Genomic DNA, 24,083 nt, shown 5'->3' with positions numbered 1-24,083 from the left:
CTAAACTAAAATTGTAATTGCAATCCATATTTGTGCTTTGCTGCAATTTCGGTAATGCGAAAGTACCGCTTAATCTGAAGATGCTGTTTGATCCATTTGGAGAATAATTCGACAGGCTGCTAGAGGCAACGATAAAGCTGAGCGAATCAACCCTTGACTGCCGGATAGTTAGCGCAGTGGCTGCACATGGAATTTACTGGGTTGACTTTCAGGGACGGTTTCAGGCGGAAGTCCTCGATATTCACTTTTCCGGAGCAGCATGGCGACCGCAGAATTGCGGGTGTAGCACAGTTACTAGCAGCAGGCAGCAAACGTTTTTATCGTTTCAGCTTTAATTGTGTCACCGTTCAGCTGAAGCAAGGATGAAAGCTGTATGCCTAAAGTTGAATAAGGATGTAATTATGTTTAAAAATATGAAGATAGGCATGCGTTTCGGATTGGGTTTCGGTCTGGTTGTGATTTTACTAGTAGTAATTACAGCCTTATCTATCACGCGGCTTTCGCACCAGGACCAAAGGCTAAATTTTATAGTTGATGATAGATATTCTAAAATGGCTATGGTTATGGAAATTGATAATGAAATCAACGTGATTGCCATATCACTAAGAAACATGATGCTTACTGATAGTCGCGATGACATGTTTAAGCAAGAAGAGATAATTCTTGAAGCGCGGAAAAAAATTGAAGGAAATATAGAAAAGTTGCAAAGAAAAGCTATTGTATTACCGAAAGGAAAGGAGTTACTACAGCACGTTCTGGATAATCGAATTAAATATATTGAGGGTTCTAAGAAATTGGTAACCTTGATTGAAGAAGGGAAAAAGGATGAATCACGGACATATTTGACTCACGTTTTGCGTCCCGTCCTGAGCGATTATCATGCCAGTTTGAGTACATTTGGGAAGTATTATGTAGAGTTAATGCATGTAACCGTCCAAGAAGCCGTTGACAACTACAACAATACCCGCAACATGTTGTTGGAGCTGACACTACTAGCGATTGTTTTGGCGTTGGCCGCAGGTCTCGTCTTCTGGTTTACGCGCAGCGCTACCAAACCGTTGAATTCAGATATGAACGTATCAAACCGATTTTACGAAGGTGATTCGACTGCAAGGGTCGAGGTGACCTCTAAGGATGAAATTGGCCAATTACTCTCAGCCATGCAAAATATGGTAGGCAAATTGTCGCAGCTTGTCACTGAAGTACGCAGCGCCTCCGACAATCTCTCTAGCACTTCTGATGAAATAAGCGCGATCAGACAATACGTAAGCCAGGCCACCTACGAACAAGCAACCAAGGAAGTTACCGAGGGTGGCGAATCGGTGCGTCAAACAGTGACTGCCATGAAGCAAACCGCAAAAAAAATCGGTATTACTAATGATATTGCCCATCAGACTAATGTGCTGGCGCTCAATGCTGCTATTGAAGCAGAACGTGTGGACGAGCATGGCAAGGGCGTTGCAACGGCGGCAGAGGTACACAAACTGGCTGAACGCAACTTGGCTGCAACGCAGGCAATCAGTGAGTTGGCCAACAGCAGCGAGCAGATGGCGGAGAAGGCCGACAAGCTGTTGGACGAAATGGTGCCGTCCACTAACAAGACCTCTGATTTTTGATATCGGAGATTAGCGCCGCATCGGAAGTTTCAATTAGCGTGCAACACTTCATTAAGGGCGCCTCTAAAAATTCAATTTTCTAGACAAGACAAGGCGCGAGTAAAAAATTTGAGCGCGGCATATAGTTGATATGTAAGTGATAATTTTTTTCGAGTAACGCAGTATTGTGACGAAAATTGGATTTTTAGAGGTGCCCTTAAGACTTAGTGGGTCGTGATTTTTTATTGCAAAGCTCGGCATAGGTTGGCGCGGTGACGTCGTCGGCGATTTCAAGCAAAAGAGCGAAAGATGTTGAAGGAGTAGCAACAGCGGTTGAAACGGAAGGTTAGTTTGTTGAGATACGCTTGCAGATGTCGGAGGGCTAAACTTGAAAATCGGAAAATTGCAACGAAGCGATGAAATAGCAAGAACAGGAAGTTTGCACAACATTCATGGTGGGGCAATACAGGGAGCAATTGTCGAGGAACGAAGTGCATCATCAATTCCCGATATGGTTTTTTAATGTGATGAAACAGTAGGCAATATTTATGTCAGCGCAAACCCCGTTACAACGCATTCAGCATCTGATCAGCCTGGAACGTGAGGACGTCGGCACACTGATCGCTTATGGCGTCGGCATTGGTTTATTGTCACTGACGATGCCGATCGCGGTACAGGTACTGGTCAATATTGTCGCTTTCGGTGCGCTATTGCAGCCATTGCTGGTGTTGACAATGGTGCTGTTGGTGTTGGTTACTTTTAGTAATATTTTGATCGCGTTTCAGTTTTATGTGGTGGAAATGCTGCAACGCCGCTTGTTTGTGCGTATGTTTGGCAATGTGGCTTTGCGTCTGCAACAAGCCCGCATCGCCATTCGCGACGATCACGATGTCCCTAAGTTAGCCAACTATTTTTTCGATGTGGTCATCTTAAATAAAACTGTGACGGTATTATTGCTGGAAACCCTGGGATATGTGCTGCAAACAGTGATCGGTATGGCGCTGCTGGCGTTTTATCATCCTCTGCTGCTGGCCTTTGATCTGTTTTTAATCGCCATGCTGGCGCTGATCCTGTTCGTAATGAGTAAAAATGGCGTGACGACGGCCATTGCGCGATCGGAAGCCAAATATGCCGCAGCGGGCTGGCTGGAAAATATCGCTGTCAACTCTCTGCTAGGCAAATCGGCTAGCGACAGTGCGTTTTTAAATATGCAAACCGAACGTATCGCACATGACTACCTTGAGGCCTCAGTCCGGCATTTCCGGATATTGGCCCGGCAAAACCTTAGCGCCTTAATGCTGCACGCATTTGCCAGCACCTTGCTGCTGGGTATGGGCGGCTGGATGGTTATAGAACGCCAGCTCAGTCTGGGACAATTGATTGCTGCCGAACTGGTGGTTAGCGCCATGATTTACGGACTACTCCGCTTGGGTAAAATGCTGGGCAACTATTACGAACTACTAACCAGCGTCCATAAGCTGGGGTATTTGCTGGATTTGCCCCAAGAAAGCAATCAGGGCGCAACACCGAAAATTACTGACAAGCCGTATCAGGTCGATATTTACTGTGCTTCCTTGCCGGAAAGCCCCTATCTGGATGTGTTGCGCAGCCTTGATTTGCGTCTCGCTCCGGGCGACAAGCTGGTAATTAGCGATGGTGCCAATCGGGGCAGCCTACTGGACATGCTGTTTGGTCTGCGCGCACCCAGCAGTGGCTATGTTTGCTTGGATAATCATGACTTGCGTGACCTCAATCTGGGCATGTTACGTGACAATATCAGTCTGGTACGTGACACCGAAATTGTCGAAGCCAGCATACTGGACAATCTGTGTTTGGGTCGTGAACTTGAATTACTAGCCCTGCGGCAGGTGCTGGTGCAAGTCGGCCTGCTGGATACCATTGCCGCCTTGCCGGCCGGTTTGAACAGCCGTTTGTGTGTAAGTGGCGCGCCGCTCACGGCTGAGCAGTCCTTACGATTAACACTGGCACGGGCCATAGTCGGTCGGCCCCGGCTGTTGTTACTGGATGGCGTGCTGGATCGCATTGACCAGCGGATTTTGCCAACACTGCTCGACAGCTTGCTGGCTACCGATGCGCCGTGGACGCTGATTGTCACCAGCCATGATTCGCTAGTTATCGCGCGTTGTCAGCGCCACGCCCGTATCGAATCCGGTGTTTTGATCGAAACCACTACCGAAGACTACGGTAAACAGTAATGGAAACCAAACATACATCTCCCGTTTTAGCGCCAGAACTCCGTGAGCTATCGCGTGCGGAAACCCTGCCACTGGCAGGTCGGCTTGCTCGTTCCTTGATGATGCTGTTTGTTATTTTAATGGTCTTGCTGGCTTTTACGCCCTGGCAACAGAACGTGCGCGGCATTGGACGCGTCGTTGCCTATGCGCCTGCGGAGCGCCAGCAAATCATCAGCGCACCGGTGGAAGGCCGGGTAGGGCGTTGGCTGGTTAAAGAAGGTACGCAAGTTAAAGAGGGTGATGTGCTGGCGGAATTACTCGACAATGATCCATTGTTGTTGCAACGCCTGGCAAGCGAACAGCAAGCTTTATTGGCCAGACAGGCCGCCACAGATAGTCGCGTCAAAACTTTTCGCGAGCAGTTGAGTATGGCAGAACAAGCCCGGCCACAGGCTTTATCCGCAGCCGAGTCGCGTATCAACATGGCTCGCGAACGCCTCAAGGCTGCCGAGCAATCGGTAGATGCCGCCAAGGCTGCCCAGCATACCGCCTCATTGAATTTGTTGCGGCAGCAGAAATTGCAAGGCAATGGCTTGTCCTCGCAACGCACCCTGGAGCTATCTCAACTGGAAATGGCACAACGCGTTGCCGAGGTCGAACGGGCGCTAGCCGGATTGCAAGCGGCAAAGAGCGAAGTCGACGCGTTGGGCGCGGACAGGCAAAAACTCACCGCAGATACCGCAGCGTCCATCGAAAAAGCACGGGCCGAACTGAACAAAGCCGTTGAAGATCAAAATTACGTCATCGCCGATTTATTAAAACTGGAAACCCGGCTGGCGCGCCAGCAAACACAAACGGTCACCGCACCACGCGCCGGAACGGTCTTACGCTTGCTGGCCAATCCCGGCGCGGAGCTGGTGAAAGCTGGTCAGGCACTGGCGATTTTGATTCCCGACAGCGAACAACGTGCTGTCGAACTGTGGGTAGACGGTAATGACCTGCCCTTGATTGTCACTGGCAGCCGGGCGCGCTTGCAGTTTGAAGGCTATCCCGCGATACAGTTTGGCGGCTGGCCGTCATTCTCGGTAGGCTCATTCGCAGGTAGGGTAGCGCTGATCGACGCCACCGACGATGGTAAAGGTAATTTTCGTGTCCTGATTATAGCGGATGCTGATGACGACATTGCCTGGCCCAGTGCGCGGTTCCTGCGCCAAGGCGTGCGTGTCAATGGCTGGGTGCTGCTGAGCCAGGTGACCTTGGGCTATGAGTTATGGCGGATTTTCAATGGCTTCCCAATGCTAATATTGCCGGAACCTGATGTAATGGAAAACCCCAAGGGTGAAAGTAAAAGCCATGTCAAGCACGAGAAAAAAGGCTTATGAAGAAAATCGTCATTCTGACGCTTGCACTCTTGTCCTGCTGGCTGCTGATCGGAAATGCCAGCTCCTCCGCGCCATTGACTCTGGATGAAGTGCAGAGCTCGGCGCAGCAAGCCTTCCCGAGTTTGCTGGCAGCAAAACAGCGCCAGCGCGCCGCCGAAGGAGAATATGAGACGGCGGAAGGCGCATTTGATACAACGTTAAAAGTGCAAAACCGCTGGTCAGTCACTGGCTTGTACCAAAATCGGAATAACGATGTCAGTATTGAACAGCCCACCAGCTTTGGAGGTACGACGTTCTTCGGTGGCTGGCGGCGCGGCACTGGCGATTATCCGGTATACGACGGCAAGAACCTGACGGCCACAGACGGCGAAGCACGACTTGGCGTTAACATCCCGCTGTGGCGGAACCGTGAAATCGATCAGCGTCGCGCCAGCCTAAAACAGGCGGAACTAGGTCAAAAGATTGCTGGTCATGATTATGATCAAATCTTGCTGGAAATCCGTCGGCTGGCTGCGCATCGTTATTGGGATTGGGTGCTGGCCGGCCAGCGATTGCAGATTGCTGAACGATTGCTGCACATTGCCGAACAACGCGATGCCGGGATACGCAAGCGAGTGACTGCCGGAGATATTCCTAAATTTGAGGCTTTGGACAATCGACGGGCCATTATCGAGCGCCGCGAGCGCCGGGTGATGGCTCAACGGATGCTGGAACAAAGCGCGATCCAACTGTCTCTGTACTGGCGTGACGCCGAGGATCAGCCGCGCGTGCCAGTCGCCGAACAGTTGCCATCTGGTTTTCCTGGTCAAGAACCAACGATCACCCTGAGTTACTCTAAAGCCTTGCAAACAGCGCAAGCGCAAAGACCAGAATTACGTCGTCTCGACATGCAAAGTCGGCAAACACAAACAAACCTGGAGCTGCAACAAAACCAACGCGCTCCCGAAGTCGATTTATCAGTGATGGGCGCCAAGGATATAGGTAACGGCAAGGACAATCTCAATCGCAATGAATTATATGTGGGTCTGAATGTTAATATTCCCTTGCAGCGCCGGGTCGCCAGCGGTCGCGCTCAAGTTGCTGGCGCCAATCTGCAACGCTTAAATTCGGAGCGTGTGTTGCAGGAGGATCGCATTGCCGCCGAAGTGAAAGATGTTTTGTCAGCGTTGTCCGCCGCGCGTAAGCGCCGGACACTCACTCTTTTGCAACAATCAGCCGCCCAGAAGCTTGAGGAAGGCGAGCGTACTCGTTTTGAACTAGGCGATAGCACCCTATTATTTGTCAATATACGAGAACTAGCCAACGGCGATGCGGCCCTACTGGCCGCTGAAGCCGCCAGCAACTTGTTCAAAGGGTATGCTGATTACCAGGCGGCACTGGGTATGCAAGCTAAATGAACTCTCAGTGCAGCGAGCAGCTTTCCCTGTCTTTTCATGGAGCATCGGTGTTCAACATATGAGGCAGCTAACGTGTTCCCGCCGATTGTGAAAATGGCTTTGACGAATTGAAAGTATCAATGGGATCGGGTGCATATAGTACCCAGAACTTGTCAGCCGATTTGCTTGATTTCTGGCAAGTTTCCGGAAAAATGCGGTGTAAAATAGTTAGCCATTAAAGTGGTTAGCGTATGCATGGCGTGTTCCCTTTCGCAGCTTCGTCAGTCACTTCGCCCTGCACTGAACGCTTCGTCTGTGCGGCTAAATATTGTGGCTAATCAGGAAATATTTATAATGCATTATTACTTCATAACAGGAACATCTGCTGGTTTGGGCAAGGCCATTGCAGAGGCATTGTTGCAACGCGAAGATGTTTTTGTATATGGAATTTCACGAACATCTTCCATCTCTCATACGCACTACAAACATGTGTTTGCAGACTTGAGCAATCCGTCTCAACTATCATCCATTTTTGAATTATTTAAAGCGTCATTCACCAATCAGGATTCCCTATATCTCATTAATAATGCAGGCATGATTGATCCAATCAAGTATCTTGGAGACTTTACAGCGGAAGAGATTTTACTGCTTATGCAGGTAAATCTTATAAGCCCAATACAATTAATGAATGCTTTTTTGAAAATTCCACAAGAAGTAAAAAAGAAAATCGTTATAAATGTTTCTTCTGGCGCTGCATCAAAAGTAACCGATGGTTGGTCATTATATGGTTCATCGAAGGCAGCCCTCGACCACGCATCTCTTCATGCAGCCAAAGAGATGGAGCTAAAGAGTGCGGCAAATATTCATATTTTTTCAGTAGCACCCGGCGTTGTAGATACGCTTATGCAAGCGAAAATTAGAGCTGTTTCAAAGCATTCATTTTCTATGGTAGATCGATTTATAGATCTACATGAAACCAATGCATTGGATACTCCTGAGCACGTCGCACAAAAATATTTGAAAATACTGGATGTACCTCAAGAGTTCCCCAAAGTTGTTTTTTCTGCACGTGAACTTTAACAACGCGTGTGCGGGGTCAGTTCCAACAATAGATCGGAGCGCCGTTCAGCCAGATTAACAGTGAAGAAGGTTGTGCCTCTTCCAGCATCAGCACGCCGGTGACGAATGTATTCATTCCTTGTGATGTTGGGCTTCGCAAGCTCAGCTCCAACCTGCGTAGCCCAACTTACCGCGTTATACCAAGGCCAAGCAATTGACGCCTGCTGTTACGCGCTCGATGATTGAGCACAGGTGTGACACCCTCAGTCGCACTAGTAACGTAGGTCGTGCAAGTGTGCATGCCTTGGCGTGAAGAACATCGGAAAGCCGTATGCGTTAATAGCGCACGTACGGTTTGATGAGGGAGGGCAGGCGAGAACCTATTCTCTACTCTACCCTATGATTTGATTAGATTACGTTGCTGTGATTCTTTAAAGCTAAGAAGTTAAGTTGATTAAAACCAGATAATAATCGTGCTTAACATTTGAAAGTTTCAGCCACCGCTAAGAGCTTGGAAAATATAAACAACCCCGTCATCTGGAATGCGATCAGAAAGTTTTATTTTATCTACGACTAAAGTGTTATTGATGGAGAGATTTACATGTCTACGCAGTACGCCATGTTCGTCAAGTACATAATCGGTAAACCCTGGTGCAATCTCGTTAATTGCCAGTAGTGCTTCCGCGACTGAACCTGCTGGCACTTTTATCTTTTGATTCTCTAGTTGCGGGAAAAACCGGTAAAGATGCTGCGTCAATTGAACTGTAGGCATAGCTCTTAGCCAAACCGTACTGAGTAAATTGGCGGCAAATTGTTAGCTAGGCACTGCCATGTCTCACCACGATCTTCTGATAAGTAAACATTGCCAGTTGTACTTCCAAAGCATAATCGATCTCCAGATACATCAAGACTATGCCTAAGTACAATGTCATAGGCGTTATCTTGCGGCAAACCGTTTCTAAAGGTTTCCCATGTTTGTCCACCATCGTTCGTTCGTGCTACGAATAAACCACCATCAATTGCCATACGTTCAGAATCTGCACGTGCGGGTACAACCCAAGCAGTGCGCCCATTTTTAGTATCAACTGCGATTGGAAAGCCAAAATTTACACCAAGATCTGGCATGCTAACTTTCCTCCAGTTTTGAGCGCCATCATCACTATAAAAAACACCGCAATGGTTTTGCTGCCAAAGGTGATTCGGTTCACTAGGGCAACTTGTCACAAAATGCGGATCGTGACCCCATTCCGACTCAGGGTTAGGTAGGTAGTCCATCAGCATCCCGCGATTACGACCATGCCAACTTTTTCCACCATCGGTACTCTCAAGGACGCCTGCAGTTGATACTGCTACGTATATGTGATTTGAGTCGTGTGTATCTACAAAAATTGAATGTATGCCAGGTTCAAAAATCCCATAATCGATGCTGGCTGGTGTGCCTTGCCAATGGTTTTCGGTTGTTGCATCACCCTTAAATAAATCTCCACCGCGACTATCATGGTTCCATAATTGACGGTTGAGTTCCCAGCTATCACCGCCATCATCGCTAAAAAATAAACCACCTGGAATTGTTCCAGCATAAAGCCTGTTTGGTTGATTAGGAGTACCAAATGCAATATTCCATATTTTAAGCACAGATGCATCTGCATACTTTGCTTGAGCGCTAGGTGATTCTGGATTGAAATCTGGTGTGGGCAAGTATTTGACGATATATCTTGCGCCTTTAGGGTATTTTAAGGATGAAATATCTTCCCACGTCGCACCACCATCACGAGAACGAGATAGCTTTGGTCCCCAGTGCCCATGATCTAATGATGCCCACAATGTCCCGTTTCGGGAATCACGCGCTGCGTAACATACTGGAATGCCAGCATGTGCAATAGCACGAGGCCGCCAGCTAGAATTTATAAAATCGAATATAACGGTACCCTTGCGAGTACCTAATAAAATCATATCAGTCATTAAATTACCCTCGAATACTAATGTCAATTCATGAGCTAGCTGCGAATTATAACGTTTAAATTAAGAGGCGACGAAAGTCGCCCCGCTTGAATGATGGCATAGGTTTTATCCGTGCACCAATTGCTTAAAACCACCGTACGCCATTCTCTTACAATCAAAAATTGGATTTGATGTGTCCATCAACTCATGCATTCGAGGGTCTTCAAATATTTTAGTATTTGCAGCATCTCTTGCCTCGCGTGACTCAAAGACTACCCAAGCAAATATTATAGTTTCATCTGATTTGGCATTCGTGAGCTGCGGAAACGACAATATGTCTTTTACATCCATATCGTCACCTACACATTCCCAATAATCCAACGCGCCGTGCTCTTTCCAGATTTTTGCCGCCTTTTTAGCGACAAGCCGATAGTCGTCAATCCGATTTTTAGGTACTGGAATAACAAATCCATCAATATAGCGATTCATATCTTTCTTCTTTTATTTGTTGATTGTCGTAAAGCCTGACGCCGCAATAAGCGGTGGTTTTTAAGTTGTAGTTTTGCCATAAAATGGAGCGCAGCGGAATGGCAAAACTACAACTTAAAAACCATCCGCTTGATTGCTTTGTTAGCTGCTCCTGCTAGAACTCTTTGCCGTTGACTGGCACTCGCTTGATGTCCGCGAGATCAATACCTTCCACGCAGCGAACATTGATTGCCGCCATTTGAGTTCCATCAGGCTTCTTTCCAATACCGAAAGGTTGGCAGCCACACACAGAGCAAAATTGATGTTTTATTACGTGTTTATTGAAAGTATATGTTGAGAGCTTATCTTCGCCCGCCGTAACGGTGAGTGATTCACTAGGAATGAACCAGAGCAAAAAACCTTTACGACTGCAGTGTGAGCAATTGCATTCAATTGCTTGATCAAGCTCGCCTTGGGCGGTAAATTTTACCGCTCCACAGTGACAACTTCCAGATTGCATTTATATCTCCTAAAGTAGCTAACGAATAGCGTTTATCTGCCGCCCTGCCCAAGCTTGTTAAACCTGCGACCTTATTGGCGGCGGATAAACCTCGTTGGACTGAACCAAAAGGGAACGGCACCTATGGGGATTGTAAGGTTTTAAAGTGCGGCGTCAATCCAATGTCCTGAACGAGTGGCAATGGGTGAAGGAGAAACGTATATCTTGGAGAGCATTTGTAGCTTGCACCGACACCAAAACGCCGCACAAACTGTCCGGCCAAAGCGCTATCCATGTTGCATGGACGAGCAAATTTCCGGCTGTTAAAACCACACAGCCGCCGGTTGAAACGAGCGTAAATACAAAAAATATTCATGATAGTTTCTGAGGGGAAACGCGCGTAAGGCGTACTCCGTAGGGTGTCAATAGCGAAGCGTATTGCGCCGTATGGTAATTGGTGCAATGCGCTTCGCTTATTGACAGCCTACACAGGTGTGGCCGCCGGGACGAAACTGTCTTAATTCTTCCGATTTGAACGTGCGTTTTCTTCCTCGTCCGCAAAGTCCCGGGGTCACATCTTGTATTATGATCTTTACAGTGCCAACTGCTCCAGTGTAATCCCCATAGCTTCAGCCGCTTTTAGCAGGGTAGCCTTGCGCGGACGTTTGGCAGCTTCGATCTGTGCATATCCGGCCTGTGTAATCCCCATGCGCTCGGCTAATTCAGTTTGCGTTAAGTGCAGGTATTCACGCCATGTCTGAAGCATGGGTTTTCCATCTACAGCGGCACTGACGACTGCATGCGGAATCATGCCGGGGCGGAAGCTGCCTGGTAATTTCAAAAAATCAGCGTAGGGCATTACAACGAACGCTGGCTTGCCGTCTGCGCCCATGATGGTTTGGATATTAGTAGGTGCGTTCATCTCGTTTCCTCACTTCTTCAATTTCAACAATATTGACGGTGCCGTCAAACTCAAAAAATACGCGGTAATTTCCAACTCGAAGCCGATAGCCGTATGCGTGATTGACCAGCTTTTTTACACCATCGCATTTCGGGAAGTAAGATTAATTTATCAGCAACACTGTCTCGAATGGAGGTTTGTGCTGACTTGGGTAACTTAAAAAGCTGCTTGGCTGCTTTGGGTTTCCAGTCGATTGTGTTTATTTGTAAAATATAAGTATTTAATAAGCATTGTCAAGTTGGATAGTAAATGAACATTAGCGTGTAATTCTGAAGCGGCTATCTCAATTTTGTGTGATGCAACGCGCGTAAGGGGTCCGCCGTAACGCCGAATGATTTCTCAAGGATGCTGCCGCCATGCCTGATTACCGTCGTGCCTGGCACCCCCCCAGCGCAGGGCGCGAACGTTATTGCGACGCATGGAAAACATCCGGTGCAATGCGCTTCGCTTATTGACACCCTACATACGCCTTACGCGAGTTTGTCGTCAATGAACAGCCCGTTTAATTCCGCTTTTTAAAATCAGTTGGTTGGGAGGTGTTTCTTAAGGGGCGTCATTCAGCGGCTCGCTCATGCGGCGCCTGGTAATGGCGTCGGACGCGATTGTCTTGATCTTGGCCAATGATTCATTGCCAGTGTGCTCCAGGAGTTCGCGGAACGAGTCCTTTAGAAACAATGCGCGGAACTGCCGAAGAATCTTGCGCATAAGAAATCTGTTTCGCATTGGATTTCCGTCCCAAGCAAGTGACTCCTTTATCGCATCAGCCCCGCAATCACTCAACGCCGCGCTCATCGCGTCTTGAGAGCCGTAGAAGGTTGTGAGCTGCTCGACTATCCCAACGAAGAATCCGTACTCAAATAATAGCTTCCAATAGCCATCAGTTTGCAAATCAAACTCTGCGAGATCAAGTATGCCCTTCTTAGCAAGGATTGCTTCAAGCTCCAGGCTCTTCTCATTTTCGAATGCGGCTTTGTGTCCCAAGGACTCAATCGTCTTGTCCTTCTCCGCGAGCTTTGCGAGCAGTTGGAGGGTGGCCGGGTCAACTTGCTCAGACTGAAGACTGCCTGCCCAAATTCGAAGCTCCACACGCGCTCGTTCTCTTCGAGGTTCGCTGACATCTACGTAGATTATGCCCAGAAGATCTGCCGGTTGCTTTGGCGACTTGTGCACTGCCACGATCGATCTGCCTGCACCAAGGCGACCCGCAAAGAGTCCGTACTCGATAAGCACATTGTCACGCGGGAGATACACACCGTCGCCTCTGTACCAGGCCTTGTCGTCCTCCGCAAAGATGAAGACGGCGCCATGAACTGTCTTGCTTATTTCAATCAACCGGTCGAACGTGGCCTTCCCCGGTGGGAACAGCCCAGGGTTGTCCCAGCGCACTGGCTTGTGACCCTGGCGCTCAAGAGCCTCTGACACCCAATCGAGTACTTCTGAGGCCTCGCGGGAGCTTCCAATAAATATGTCCATAGATTCCTTCTTTGTACGCGAGCGGTTTGCGGAGGTGCGTGACGCCTAACGCTTTCAGTTATGCGGCAGCGCATTTACGCACTTCGCTTTTTAGCTTTTTAGCATTTTTCCCGCGTTTTATACATGCGTATTTATCGCGCTATTATTTAATGTTGCCATCCACTCCGGATCATTGCTCCGGCCTTTCCGTTCAACGGAGGCCCTGTCCGAATCTAACGTTTGACATAAGGGGCGCGCTTTAGCGCGTCCCGCTTGATGGATGGGTTGGGCAAATTTTGCGAGGTTAGAGACACTTATGTATTAATGAGTTTTTGCAATTGTTCTTAGGTTTCTACAACGTTAATTGTTGTACCGTCGTTGAAGACTATTTTTGTTTTTCCTACTTGATCTTCATGTACTGGTTTGCAAATATTAATGTTGTCGGCGTTCACAGAAACACGAACATCATTTTCGTCATCAAGCATTTCGCCACCAGCCTTTGTAACTGAAACTAACTTCACCATTCTTTTTTTCCTTCTTAGATTATTAATATGCCCAACGAATAGCGTTTATCTGCCGCCCTCCCCAAGTTTATTAAACCCGCGACCTTATTGGCGGCAGATAAACCTTGTTGAACTGAACCTTGCGGAGAGAGGAACCTATGGGGATTGTAAGGTTTTGCGGCAGATCGTCAACTGCATGATCGGAGAGTACGCTAGTGGGTGAGGAATAAGCGGTTGATCCGGAGCATACTTTCTGCAGCACATTGCTGCCTGAATACCGCGCAAAAGGATAAATGCAAACGCCATTCCTGCCGTATGGACGAGCGCATCCACAACAGGTGTAAACACACGATTGCCGGGACGGCGCAATAAAAAAGAGCGGCTTCATGATGGCGCGCGGGGCATGTGCGGGGGAATCGCCTGCGCTACCCGAAATACGCCTTCGCCACAGTGCGGACAGTTCAGCCACTCGATGCCCGCCACCCGCCGCATGAACGCTTCCACCGATTCCACCATAATCGAGTCAGGTTCGGGCGCTTCCAGCGCCGCGCACGCAGCGGCCAGGTTGGCGGTTTTGTGCGCGGGGCCGAGCAAGCCGTAGTGGCAGATACGCTTGAAACCACTGGGCAACATGTGTTGCATAAAACGCCCGATGAACTCGCACGTTTCCAGACGCATCACCTTCTTGCGATTGCCGTTGGCCGAAGAACAAATACATGGCCTTGCCTATGTCGCACTCTATCTCAGAACAGCTATGCTTTATCGAATAGCGGCACATAATAATAGCTGCCTAAAATAATGAAGGCAGATAGTAAAGATTTTTTTGCTTACTTGGTGCGGCTTCGCTTGCTCGGTATTGTAGTAAGCTTTGTTGCTGATGCCTGACTCTCTGCATCATTCAGTAAAAATTGATTAAATGCATTTGCAGCAGTGGAAAGCCGTTTATTTTTACGATGGACGATATGCCAGTGACGCAAGATAGGAAAATGATCCACATCTAGTACTTGTAGACGCTTGATTTCCAGTTCGAGTTCGATGCAATGCTTAGAGATGATGCCTATTCCCATGCCTGCTTGTACTGATTGCTTGATAGCTTCATTCGTGTCCATTTCCATATGAGTCGGTAATTTCAAATGGTGACTGGCGAAATATCGTTCTACCACACCGCGCGTGCCAGACCCTTGTTCGCGCAGCAAAAAAATTTCCTGTGCCAATTGCTTGGGCTTGATGTTGCATACCTTGGTCAAAGGGTGGTTGGGTGCAGCAATAACAACCAGCGGGTTTTGCATAAACGGTTGCGACTGCATGACCGTCCCTTCCGGTGGCTGACCCATGATGGCAAGATCGGCGCTATTATCGGCGAGCAATTTTATGACCGCATCCCGGTTGGCAACATTGAGGCTTACTTTGATCTGGGGGTATTGCTGAATAAATTTTGCCAATAGCTGGGCTATGAAATAGCTGGCGGTGCTGACTGCAGAGATATTCAAGCGACCATATTCCAGCCCTTTCATCTCGCTCAACATAGCATCCATTTCCTCTAGCTGCTGCGCGATACTGCGAGTGTAGTGCAGCATTTCCTGTCCTGCTTCGGTCAGGTGCATTTTTTTGCCCACTTGGTCAAACAAGGGTAAGCCGACACAATGTTCGAGTTGTTTGATTTGCATAGAGACTGCCGGCTGGCTTAAATACAACTCTTTGGCTGCACGTGAATGACTTAAATGCCGTGCTACGGCATCAAAAATTCTAAGCTGACGAATGGTTAAATTTAACATCGTTTGATTATAAGCAATACCTATAGTCAGTATCAATATGATTGACTTATATTTATGAATTATTAGGCGTTTCCTTAGCTCAAGCCATCATGTGCACTACAAACGCTGCCCAAATTTTTTCTGCTTCTATATTTCACATCATGCCCCCTGCTCAGCTTTTATAATCGAAGTACGTCGATCATAATTGGATAGTAAGTAGGTATACAGCGGACAGGCTGCTAGGTGCTACTATGGTTTATTATTTCTTTCTTCAGTGAGAGAAAATTGAATTATCGGATTAATTAATGAAGTCATTTGTTTCTTTCTCAATGTCGTCACCAGTAAATCTGCGACGTGTGCTGGTGCTCAAAAATATTGCTGTGGTCGGTCTGACGCTGGCGGTGCTGGTGGTTGCCAAAGGTATGGGGATGCCTTTGCCATTCACAGTGATCGGGACCGTGCTACTGGTTCTCAATATACTCACTTGGATACGGTTCAAATTGCCATGGCCAGTGCAAGAAATCGAGGTGTTCGGACAGTTGGTGCTGGATGTTCTGTTACTGAGCACGTTGCTCTATCTGGCTGGGGGCACCACTAATCCGTTTGTGCTACTGCTATTGTTGCCACTTACAATAGCCGCCGCCACGCTGTTGGCGATCTATGCCTGGTTGTTGGCCGCGATAATCGTGGCTTGTTACACGTTCTTGATGTTCGTTTACATCCCGCTGCCGCATTTTCATATTGACCACGTTGCTCGTCTTGACTCAAGTGCTTGGCTTCTGTGGTTCGGGTTTGTACTGGGTGTGGGGTTGGTCGGTTATTATGTGGTGAAGATGGGTAACACCTTGCGCGAACGCGAGCGCATGCTGGCGGAAGTGCGTGAAAACGCACTGCGTGATGAACATCTGGTGGCGCTTGGCACACTGGCAGTGGGTGCGGCGCATGAGCTAGGCACGCCGTTGGGGACGATGGCGGTAGTGCTTAAAGAGCTGGAACACGAATATGCGATGCAACCAGAATTGGTAAAAGAACTGCACTTGTTGCGTGACCAAGTTACGCGATGTAAGAACACGCTTTCCCATATGCTTTCGTCCACAGAACAAGCCCGTGCGGAAAGTGGTTACAGTATTGAGCTTGATCGTTATCTTGCAGATTTGCTTGCGCAATGGCGCAGCATGCGTCCTGCTGCACAGGTGAGCTATCGCTGGACGGGCCCATCTCCTGCACCGAAGATTGTAGCGGAACTAGTGTTGGGCCAAGTGATCACTAATATTCTAAACAATGCTGCCGATGCTTCGGAACACAGTGTTGAAGTGGAGGCCAGTTGCAATGCAGAGCAATTGAAGATCGAAGTCTCTGACCGCGGCAATGGCCTGACGCCATCAGCTAAAACACATGCCGGAAAATTATTTTTTACTACTAAAGCAAGTGGGCAGGGGCTCGGATTATTTCTGGTCAATGCCACACTGCGCCGGTTTGGTGGCGTACTCTCATTATCGAACCGGGATGGCGGGGGAGTGTGCACCTGCGTGATATTGCCCTTGGCTCGTTTACGTGTAACGAATGTAATATGACCTTGCCAGGATTGAAAAAATCGTTGTCGCGCACGCTGCTGCTGGTGGATGATGACGTTACGTATTGCACAGTGTTAGCGAAGGCTCTTGCCCGGCGCGGTTTCGTGGTAAGTGTCGCAAACAATGTGAATGAAGCTATGCAAATGATTGCACAAAATCTTCCCTCTCACGCTGTGGTTGACTTAAAAATGCCCGGGCCGTCGGGTTTAACATTGGTTGCATATCTCAAGGAACGTAAGTCTGATGTGCGTATTGTGGTGCTTACTGGCTACTCGAGCATTGCAACTGCTGTGGAAGCGGTGAAGCTGGGTGCGACATACTATCTGGCCAAGCCCGCAGATGCGGATGAAATAGTCGCAGCTTTTGATCATCAGCCGGGTGTCGCTGAAGCTGCGATTATGACAAAACCAATGTCAGTAGATCGCCTCGAGTGGGAGCATCTGCAAAAGGTACTTGCTGACTGTGGCGGTAATATTTCCGCTGCCGCTCGCACACTTAATATGCATCGGCGCACGTTACAACGTAAGTTGCAGAAACACCCAGTTCCTGAGCGTGGCGACTAGTTCATAAAAAATAACAACAGCTTGATGTTATTAGCGTGCACCATGACTGGAAAGCAGCTCTGAACCGGTTTAAAATTCAGTCTGAGTACGGGCACATAACGAACATTGGAATCAATGCCAGCATATAATCCGGATGCGGTGCTGTAGGCTGCTCGAACTTTGTACTCAATAGCTAATTTTTTGCAATATCCTCACATAGGTTTTAATAGATCTAATAATTCATGTCCAATATTGTTATTGCTGCGCTATATAAGTTTGCCAAACTCCCTGACTACCGCGAGATGCAGAACGGTTTATTCGATTTTTGCGTTGCGCAAGGGATTAATGGAACAATTTTACTGGCTGCAGAAGGTATTAACGGAACTGTCGCCGGTACGCGCGCAGGGGTGGATGCATTGATATTTTTCTTGCGGGCTGATGCGCGATTAGCGGGTATCGAACACAAAGAATCTTATTCTGATGAAATGCCTTTTGACAGAATGAAGGTTCGCCTTAAAAAGGAAATTGTCACGCTTGGCGTGCCAGGAGTAGATCCGAACGAAAAGGTTGGCACCTATGTGGACGCAAAAGATTGGAATGCTCTAATTTCCGATCCAGAAGTAGTGCTTATCGATACAAGAAACGGTTACGAATACGATATAGGAACTTTTCGTGGCGCAGTCGACCCACACACCACGACATTTCGCGAGTTTCCAGAGTACATCAGCAAAAATCTTGATCCTGTAAAGCATAAAAAAATTGCCATGTTTTGCACTGGCGGAATTCGGTGTGAAAAGGCGACTTCTTTCATGCTTGGGCAGGGTTTCCAGGAGGTCTATCACCTACAGGGCGGCATTCTAAAATATCTGGAAAACATTCCTGCTGAAAAGAGCATGTGGGAGGGTGAGTGTTTTGTTTTTGATCAGCGAGTTTCTGTTGGACAAGGCCTGAAAGTAGGGACGCATGATCAATGTTTTGCCTGTCGTCATCCTGTTTCACAGGATGAGAAGGCATTGCCCAGCTATCAAGCTGGCATATCTTGCCTGCATTGCTTTGATACCTTGCCGGAAAAAACACGCGCCCGAGCTATTGAGCGACAAAAACAGAATGAACTGGCACGTAAACGAGGTGATTCGCACATTGGGGTGTCTCAAAAAAAACAAACAGAAACACAAAGCGAGAGCTGATGCTTTAGATGATTATTTACGTTCTTGTTAGAAATGGGATCAATTCGCGATTGAAAATCGCTGCTTCCTGCTTGAAAAAAACAAAATATACTCTCGACATCGGCGCGTAATTGATGACATCATTCGAAGGTGTCAGCCATTGTGTGATCAATGATTCTGACTTATATATTTATTCCCACAGCGTTAACTCGATTTGCCGCTAGCCACGATTAAAATAACGGAGAGAAATTATGAAGGCATCAACACCCGCTGGAGCGGTTACAAAAGACTTTGAGGCAGGTGAAAAGCATATAGCCAGCAAAGACTATGCTAAAGCCATGAAGTCATTTAAGAAGGCTGCAGAGCAGGGGCACTCACTGGCGCAAAATTATATGGGGCTAATGTACGTAAAAGGCCTGGGTGTTAAACAGGATTTTCAGAAAGCAGAGCCTTGGTTTCGTCAGTCAGCAGAGCAGGGTGAACCATTGGCACAAAACAATCTGGGGCTCATGTATGCCAAAGGTGAGGGGGTGGCACAGGATCACGAGCACGCCGCGTCATGGTTGCTAAAAGCTGCAGAGCAGGGAAATTCAGAGGCACAATATAACCTGGCTTTTATGTACGCAAAAGGCCAAGGCGTTAAACAGAACGATGAGCAGGCTGTGTTTTGGTTTCGCAAAGCTGCAGAGCAGGGAGATGAGGTGGCTCAATACAACCTGGCCTTTATGTATGAAAAAGGCATAGGCGTCACTCAGGATTACCAGCAAGCTGTTTTTTTATACAGCATGGCTGCAGGGCAGGGCAATACCGATGCCCAATTAAATCTAGGCGGTTTGTACGACACTGGCGAAGGTGTAGAGCAAGATCAAAAGCAGGCTGTAACTTGGTGGACTAAGGCCGCAGAAAAATGGCATCCGGTTGCACAAAACAATTTGGCACTCATGTATGCGCAAGGCCATGGTGTTACACAGGACTACATCGAAGCATATAAATGGTTCACTCTTGCCAATGAGGCTGGTGATGAAAGTGCAAGAAATGGACTGGAGATTGCGGAATCGTTTATGACGGCCTCCCAAATTGCCGAAGCGAAAGAGCTGGCAAATGAGTGGAAAAAATCTCATTCATAGTTGCCAATAATAAGATTGAAGTTTTGATTAAAGGCAGGCGCCCTCATACATTCATATGAACAATTCTTGCTGGAACCCAGTTGAATTTGGTGGATGTAGATGAGTGGCGTACATGGGGTTTTGCGCCGGCCTTATTCTCTGCCGCTCGGAAGCCTTCACCCTTCCTTACAGGTCAAGGCGATGTGTCGTGGTAGATATTTACGTAATCTAGATGCCGGTCATTGACGGTGTAGGCTATGTGTTGAACTTGTTGTTTATTAAAAATTATTTAACCCCCAGCAAAACTTTCTCGCGTTTAATCTCATTGAATCTAGCCTTAAATAGAAAATTTAATTTTTGACGGCGCCAATTTTTCCTATTTTGCTGCAAATATAAGGGTAATCATGGCGAAAGAAAAAATAATATATAGCTGCACTGAATGTGGGGGACAGGCTGCCAAATGGCAGGGGCAATGTCCGCATTGCACGGCTTGGAATACGCTGACGGAAAGTGTGGCGGAATCGCCGACTAGTGGAAAAAATCGCTATAGCTCGCTGTCGACCATGAGCATGGTGCAGACGCTGGCCGAAGTAGGGGCAGAAGAAGTGCCGCGTACGCCAACCGGCATCGCCGAGTTTGACCGCGTTTTGGGTGGCGGCTTAGTGAGTGGTGGCGTAGTTTTGATAGGCGGTGATCCTGGAATAGGTAAATCTACCCTGCTATTGCAAGCACTGGCGCATCTCGCTACACATAAAAAAGTTTTATATGTCAGTGGAGAGGAATCGGCGCAGCAAATTGCCTTACGCGCAAAGCGACTATCGCTGGATGCGCGTGGAATGTACCTGCTGGCTGAAATTCAGCTGGAAAAAATTCAGTCTGTTATCAAGCAGGAAAAACCCGACGTGGTGGTGATCGACTCCATCCAGACCATGTATTCTGAACACCTCACTTCAGCCCCTGGCTCGGTAGCCCAGGTGCGCGAGTCCGCAGCGCAACTTACGCGCATAGCCAAGAGCACAGCAGTGACCATGATTCTGGTTGGCCACGTGACCAAGGATGGGACGTTGGCTGGGCCGCGTGTGCTAGAACATATCGTAGATACCGTGCTGTATTTCGAGGGCGATACACACTCCAGCTTTCGCATGATACGCGCGTTTAAAAATCGTTTCGGAGCAGTAAACGAACTAGGCGTTTTTGCCATGACCGAAAAAGGCTTACGTGAAGTGAGCAACCCTTCCGCGTTGTTTCTGTCGCAGCATGGCGCGCAAGTGGCTGGTTCATGTGTGATGGTGACGCAGGAAGGTACACGTCCGCTACTGGTGGAAATCCAGGCGCTGCTGGATGAGGCGCACTCACCCAATGCGCGCCGGCTTTCGTTGGGCCTGGAACAAAACCGTTTGGCCATGTTGCTGGCCGTATTGCACCGCCATGCAGGGATAGCCTGTTTTGATCAAGATGTGTTTATCAATGCGGTGGGCGGAGTGAAAATTACCGAGCCGGGCGCCGACTTGCCTGTATTGCTGGCCATCGTGTCTTCGTTGCGAAATAAACCTCTGCCAGAAAAATTGGTGGTGTTTGGGGAGGTCGGCCTGGCTGGTGAAATACGTCCGGTGCAGCGTGGTCAGGAACGATTGCGAGAGGCTGCCAAGTTAGGCTTTACCCTGGCCATTATTCCCAAAGCTAACAAGCCGAAGCAAGAAATAGCTGGCATGGAAATTATTGCGGTTGAGCGAGTGGAGGATGCGGTGGCGAAAATGCGCTAGAAATGATCAATATAATTCTTGCAATAAAATGAATCATATAGTTAAAAATTATGTCATTAAATAGTGGGTCGCTCACCCAGAATCTGACGAAGACTACGTGGGTTTTAACAAGCTTAGTTCGGGCAGGTATATGATCACACGGGATGGGACACATATTCACAACGGTATTCACGGGATAGGTGGGCTTGATACGACTATTTATGACTGGCGCAATCCGGCAGCCCAAATTGTTATCAAGCGCATGAATTGATTGAGCCTATTCGTTCGTTGTAGCAAAAGCAAGGGTGAATCGGCGCATACTGCATCGATTCACCGTTTCTATATCTTCCCAAATCCTGAAAATAACGAGGCCGGACATTTAGCATTCGTAAGCACTCACGCCTCCATCTAAAACCAATCAATATCTTCAGGGATTTTCAGCCACCAAAAGAGATTGCCAGGAATTTGTAGCGTTTCGATTACTCACGGAATTCCCTTATTCCGTGTCAGCAGGAAATCTTCGATTTCATCCGCACTTTTAATGTTTTGTTTTTTAAAATAAACAGTCCACACTACCTTCGTGTTCTTCAACGTTGAAATGCAATATGTTGCCATTGTTCAGGACAAGTGCCGGAAATGCTTTGACTCCTTTGTTCTTCGCTTCAATTTGTTTTGAAGGATTTAACCCGATATGGATAATGTCTAAATTGGCTAATCCAATTAGATTTACAACTTCCTGTCCAACTAATGCACATATGTCGCAACCGTCGTGATAGAGAATAGAATTTTTCATAACTTGATCTTCTTTGAAAATTAAAAATTAATTAGGAAGCCTAATATCAAAAAATCTGGCTCCCTCGAAGTTTAACCTTTGATATCAGTCATTGATGCACCGAAATTGATGTGAAGTACAGTTCCGTTTGGCGTTACTAACGCCGGAACAGATTTCACGCCTGCATTTCTTGCCTCGTCAAATCTCGACATATCCTCGCCAAAATGGACGATTTCCACGCTATCGGTACCGATCAAATTGATAATGTCCTGTTCGGCACCGACGCAAACAGGACAGCCGGCATGATAGAAAACTGATTTACTCATTTTGTATCCCTTTTGGTTAATTGAAATAGTTGCCAATCTGAATATAATAAGGAATCCTAACAATGTCAAGTTGGTGTTTTCAATTTATTAGTTGAAAGATTGATATTGCGACGAAAATGAAAGGTAACAATCTCATTGTTGGTAGTCGTGCCACTACAACACGGCATGACTCTGGAGCAAATAGCATAGGCCATTGGATTGTCCAAAGGATGAACGTTCTTTTTGCGCTGCATTGTATTTCACCTATCAGCGCACAGGGGCGTTGTGGAATGGGATGAATCTTGTACGCACTGAGATGATGAGGCATCCTGGTTGTCCTTGGTCAAGATGCTAGAGGTGGGTGGCTTAAGAGGCTAACAAGTTTCAAAGTCCAACCATTTTTCTTGTTCTGCCGAGTCAGAGGGTTCCGGCAGCCATGCCTTCAATACGGTAGGTAATATCAGAAATATGATCTAAACTTAACTAAGAGAGCTTACTGACCTTTGCCATTTATCAGCTCTCTTGCGATAATTCAACAGTAACGGCGTGACTTGCCGCGTATGAAAAAATTAATCTACCGCATTATTTTAATATGAGTGAACTACAAATTAGCTTGCTGGGCATTGGTGTCGCCGTGGTGCTGGCAATATATATTTATAATTGGTTGCTGCAGCGCAAATATCGGCGCAAGTTCGGCGCGGTGTTCAAGCATAGGCATGAGGATGCGTTATATCGCGCAGCTGTAGAAATTCCGACAGATGAATTGCCGGTCGAGAAGATGGAGCCAGCCGTGCCCATTAGTGTACCGCCCAATGATTCGCAACAAGGGGAGACGGTAGATGCTATGTGCGTGTTGCTGGATGAGAAAACCGATTTCATTGCAGTGATTTCGCCTAAAAGCCCGGTGAATGCAGATGCATTAAAACTGTTATGGCAGCAACGCTTTGAATTGGATAAAAACGTCCATATATGCGGCTTGAGCGTGGCGAGCGGCGAATGGGAGAAAGTGATTGAGGGTAGTCCATGGGCCTATACCTCGTTCAAGCTGGCGTTACAATTAGTAACTCGCGCCGGTGCGGTGAGTGAAGCTAAATTGATGGACTTTCGCAAACTGGTGCGAACAATTGCAGCACAATTGCATGCCGATATGGTGCTGCCCGATGTGGTAGAAGCCACCGCGCGCGCGGTAGAGTTGGACAATTTCTGCGCAGCGGTAGATCTGATTATCGGACTGAATCTTTTTCCCAGCAATGAACACATACTGTCTGGTAATGAAATAGTGCGCGTGGCTGAGCAGTACGGTTTATGTTTACAGGCGGACGGCGCGTTCCACTTAGTGGATACGCACGGACATACTTTGTTCAGTCTGTGCAATGAAAACAACGCACCATTTCAAAATGGTACTTTGGATACAGTACATGTAGACGGCTTGACTTTGTTGTTGGATGTGCCACGTGTTGAACAACCCTCATTAAGTTTTGATAAAATGGTAGTTTTGGCACAACAACTGGCTAGCGAACTGCGCGCGACCATAGTAGACGCGCGCCATGTGGCATTAAGTGAAGGCAGCATTACGCTAATCCGTGAGCGCATTGCTGCTGCCGAAGCTGATATGCGAGTCGGTCATGTTATTGCTGGCAGCGCCCAGGCGCGCAGACTGTTTTCCTAAATTTTCTTTCAGATCAGGTTCC

General features: G+C 47.6%; 24 protein-coding genes and 1 pseudogene. 12 read left to right on the top strand and 13 right to left on the bottom strand.

The genetic code is table 11. The features are described from left to right. The first annotated feature begins 362 nt into the window (after positions 1-362). Positions 363-1,616 (top strand): methyl-accepting chemotaxis protein, encoded by a 1,254-nt coding sequence (locus MJ769_RS07160; RefSeq protein WP_320412153.1) that lies wholly within the window; start codon positions 363-365, stop codon positions 1,614-1,616. Between the two features lie 196 nt (positions 1,617-1,812). Here the strand turns inward: MJ769_RS07160 and MJ769_RS07155 are convergent. After that, positions 1,813-1,972: pseudogene (locus tag MJ769_RS07155) on the bottom strand (IS1595 family transposase); the annotation flags it as partial. Positions 1,973-2,143: 171 nt separating this feature from the next. Between MJ769_RS07155 and MJ769_RS07150 the strand changes: the two are divergent. The 4 genes from MJ769_RS07150 to MJ769_RS07135 all read left to right on the top strand — a co-directional run bounded on the left by MJ769_RS07150 (position 2,144) and on the right by MJ769_RS07135 (position 7,628). Then, entirely contained in the window at positions 2,144-3,811 is a 1,668-nt protein-coding gene (locus MJ769_RS07150) for an ATP-binding cassette domain-containing protein (RefSeq protein WP_239235689.1), read from the top strand. Then, on the top strand, positions 3,811-5,172 hold the full coding sequence (locus MJ769_RS07145) for an HlyD family secretion protein (RefSeq protein ID WP_239235687.1): 1,362 nt from the start codon (positions 3,811-3,813) through the stop codon (positions 5,170-5,172). The genes MJ769_RS07150 and MJ769_RS07145 overlap by 1 nt, the downstream gene beginning before the upstream one ends. Then, positions 5,169-6,569: a TolC family protein gene (locus MJ769_RS07140; RefSeq protein ID WP_239235685.1), complete on the top strand. Its 1,401-nt coding sequence runs from the start codon at positions 5,169-5,171 to the stop codon at positions 6,567-6,569. Before MJ769_RS07145 ends, MJ769_RS07140 begins: the two co-directional genes overlap by 4 nt. 333 nt (positions 6,570-6,902) lie before the next feature. Next, positions 6,903-7,628 carry an SDR family NAD(P)-dependent oxidoreductase gene (locus MJ769_RS07135; RefSeq protein ID WP_239235683.1) on the top strand — a complete coding sequence of 242 codons (726 nt, stop codon included), beginning with the start codon at positions 6,903-6,905 and terminating at the stop codon, positions 7,626-7,628. Between the two features lie 16 nt (positions 7,629-7,644). Here MJ769_RS07135 and MJ769_RS14440 read toward each other — a convergent pair whose 3' ends face one another. The 5 genes from MJ769_RS14440 to MJ769_RS07115 form a co-directional block, all read right to left on the bottom strand. Further along, a complete protein-coding gene (locus MJ769_RS14440; RefSeq protein ID WP_256445699.1) occupies positions 7,645-7,767 on the bottom strand; it encodes a hypothetical protein in 123 nt (40 codons plus the stop codon). Positions 7,768-8,100: 333 nt separating this feature from the next. Continuing rightward, a complete protein-coding gene (locus MJ769_RS07130) occupies positions 8,101-8,379 on the bottom strand; it encodes a MoaD/ThiS family protein (RefSeq protein WP_239235682.1) in 279 nt (92 codons plus the stop codon). Positions 8,380-8,384: 5 nt separating this feature from the next. Next, a complete protein-coding gene (locus MJ769_RS07125; protein ID WP_239235680.1) occupies positions 8,385-9,569 on the bottom strand; it encodes a WD40/YVTN/BNR-like repeat-containing protein in 1,185 nt (394 codons plus the stop codon). Positions 9,570-9,674: 105 nt separating this feature from the next. Further along, the gene (locus tag MJ769_RS07120) at positions 9,675-10,037 is read right to left on the bottom strand and encodes a DUF1428 domain-containing protein (protein ID WP_239235678.1); all 363 of its coding nucleotides are present in this window, start codon (positions 10,035-10,037) and stop codon (positions 9,675-9,677) included. Positions 10,038-10,191: 154 nt separating this feature from the next. Continuing rightward, entirely contained in the window at positions 10,192-10,536 is a 345-nt protein-coding gene (locus MJ769_RS07115) for a GFA family protein (protein WP_239235677.1), read from the bottom strand. Positions 10,537-10,681: 145 nt separating this feature from the next. Between MJ769_RS07115 and MJ769_RS07110 the strand changes: the two genes are divergently transcribed. Further along, positions 10,682-10,903, top strand: a complete 222-nt coding sequence (locus MJ769_RS07110; RefSeq protein WP_239235675.1) for a hypothetical protein — start codon at positions 10,682-10,684, stop codon at positions 10,901-10,903. Between the two features lie 204 nt (positions 10,904-11,107). Here the strand turns inward: MJ769_RS07110 and MJ769_RS07105 are convergent, their stop codons facing one another. From MJ769_RS07105 to MJ769_RS07085, 5 genes are all read right to left on the bottom strand, one after another. Further along, positions 11,108-11,437, bottom strand: a complete 330-nt coding sequence (locus MJ769_RS07105; RefSeq protein WP_239235673.1) for a helix-turn-helix domain-containing protein — start codon at positions 11,435-11,437, stop codon at positions 11,108-11,110. A 582-nt stretch (positions 11,438-12,019) separates the two neighbouring features. Next, entirely contained in the window at positions 12,020-12,949 is a 930-nt protein-coding gene (locus tag MJ769_RS07100; protein WP_239235671.1) for a nucleotide-binding protein, read from the bottom strand. A 323-nt stretch (positions 12,950-13,272) separates the two neighbouring features. Continuing rightward, entirely contained in the window at positions 13,273-13,452 is a 180-nt protein-coding gene (locus tag MJ769_RS07095; RefSeq protein WP_239235669.1) for a hypothetical protein, read from the bottom strand. A 363-nt stretch (positions 13,453-13,815) separates the two neighbouring features. Next, entirely contained in the window at positions 13,816-14,109 is a 294-nt protein-coding gene (locus MJ769_RS14725; protein ID WP_445083079.1) for a transposase, read from the bottom strand. 149 nt (positions 14,110-14,258) lie between these two features. After that, positions 14,259-15,206, bottom strand: a complete 948-nt coding sequence (locus MJ769_RS07085; protein ID WP_239235667.1) for a LysR family transcriptional regulator — start codon at positions 15,204-15,206, stop codon at positions 14,259-14,261. 284 nt (positions 15,207-15,490) lie between these two features. Here MJ769_RS07085 and MJ769_RS07080 point away from each other — a divergent pair, with 284 nt between their 5' ends. From MJ769_RS07080 to radA, 5 genes are all read left to right on the top strand, one after another. Next, on the top strand, positions 15,491-16,759 hold the full coding sequence (locus tag MJ769_RS07080) for an ATP-binding protein (RefSeq protein WP_239235665.1): 1,269 nt from the start codon (positions 15,491-15,493) through the stop codon (positions 16,757-16,759). Continuing rightward, a complete protein-coding gene (locus MJ769_RS07075) occupies positions 16,756-17,322 on the top strand; it encodes a response regulator transcription factor (protein ID WP_239235664.1) in 567 nt (188 codons plus the stop codon). Before MJ769_RS07080 ends, MJ769_RS07075 begins: the two co-directional genes overlap by 4 nt. Before the next feature lie 221 nt (positions 17,323-17,543). Further along, positions 17,544-18,488: an oxygen-dependent tRNA uridine(34) hydroxylase TrhO gene (trhO, locus tag MJ769_RS07070; RefSeq protein ID WP_239235662.1), complete on the top strand. Its 945-nt coding sequence runs from the start codon at positions 17,544-17,546 to the stop codon at positions 18,486-18,488. A gap of 230 nt (positions 18,489-18,718) precedes the next feature. After that, the gene (locus MJ769_RS07065; protein ID WP_239235660.1) at positions 18,719-19,594 is read left to right on the top strand and encodes an SEL1-like repeat protein; all 876 of its coding nucleotides are present in this window, start codon (positions 18,719-18,721) and stop codon (positions 19,592-19,594) included. 383 nt (positions 19,595-19,977) lie between these two features. Next, positions 19,978-21,336: a DNA repair protein RadA gene (radA, locus tag MJ769_RS07060; RefSeq protein ID WP_239235658.1), complete on the top strand. Its 1,359-nt coding sequence runs from the start codon at positions 19,978-19,980 to the stop codon at positions 21,334-21,336. Between the two features lie 532 nt (positions 21,337-21,868). On the opposite strand, the gene MJ769_RS07055 is transcribed toward radA, so the two are convergent. Together MJ769_RS07055 and MJ769_RS07050 are read right to left on the bottom strand one after the other, a co-directional pair. Next, complete coding sequence (locus MJ769_RS07055; RefSeq protein WP_239235646.1) at positions 21,869-22,108, bottom strand: thioredoxin family protein; 240 nt, start codon at positions 22,106-22,108, stop codon at positions 21,869-21,871. 71 nt (positions 22,109-22,179) lie between these two features. Further along, a complete protein-coding gene (locus MJ769_RS07050; RefSeq protein ID WP_239235645.1) occupies positions 22,180-22,413 on the bottom strand; it encodes a thioredoxin family protein in 234 nt (77 codons plus the stop codon). Positions 22,414-22,984: 571 nt separating this feature from the next. On the opposite strand from MJ769_RS07050, the gene MJ769_RS07045 reads away from it, so the two are divergent. Beyond that, on the top strand, positions 22,985-24,061 hold the full coding sequence (locus MJ769_RS07045) for a cell division protein ZipA C-terminal FtsZ-binding domain-containing protein (RefSeq protein ID WP_239235639.1): 1,077 nt from the start codon (positions 22,985-22,987) through the stop codon (positions 24,059-24,061). The last annotated feature ends 22 nt before the right edge of the window (positions 24,062-24,083 follow it).

Source organism: Candidatus Nitrotoga sp. BS, from assembly GCF_927797785.1.
In the GTDB taxonomy this organism is placed as follows: Bacteria; Pseudomonadota; Gammaproteobacteria; order Burkholderiales; family Gallionellaceae; genus Nitrotoga.
This window is presented reverse-complemented; position numbering and strand designations above follow the sequence as displayed.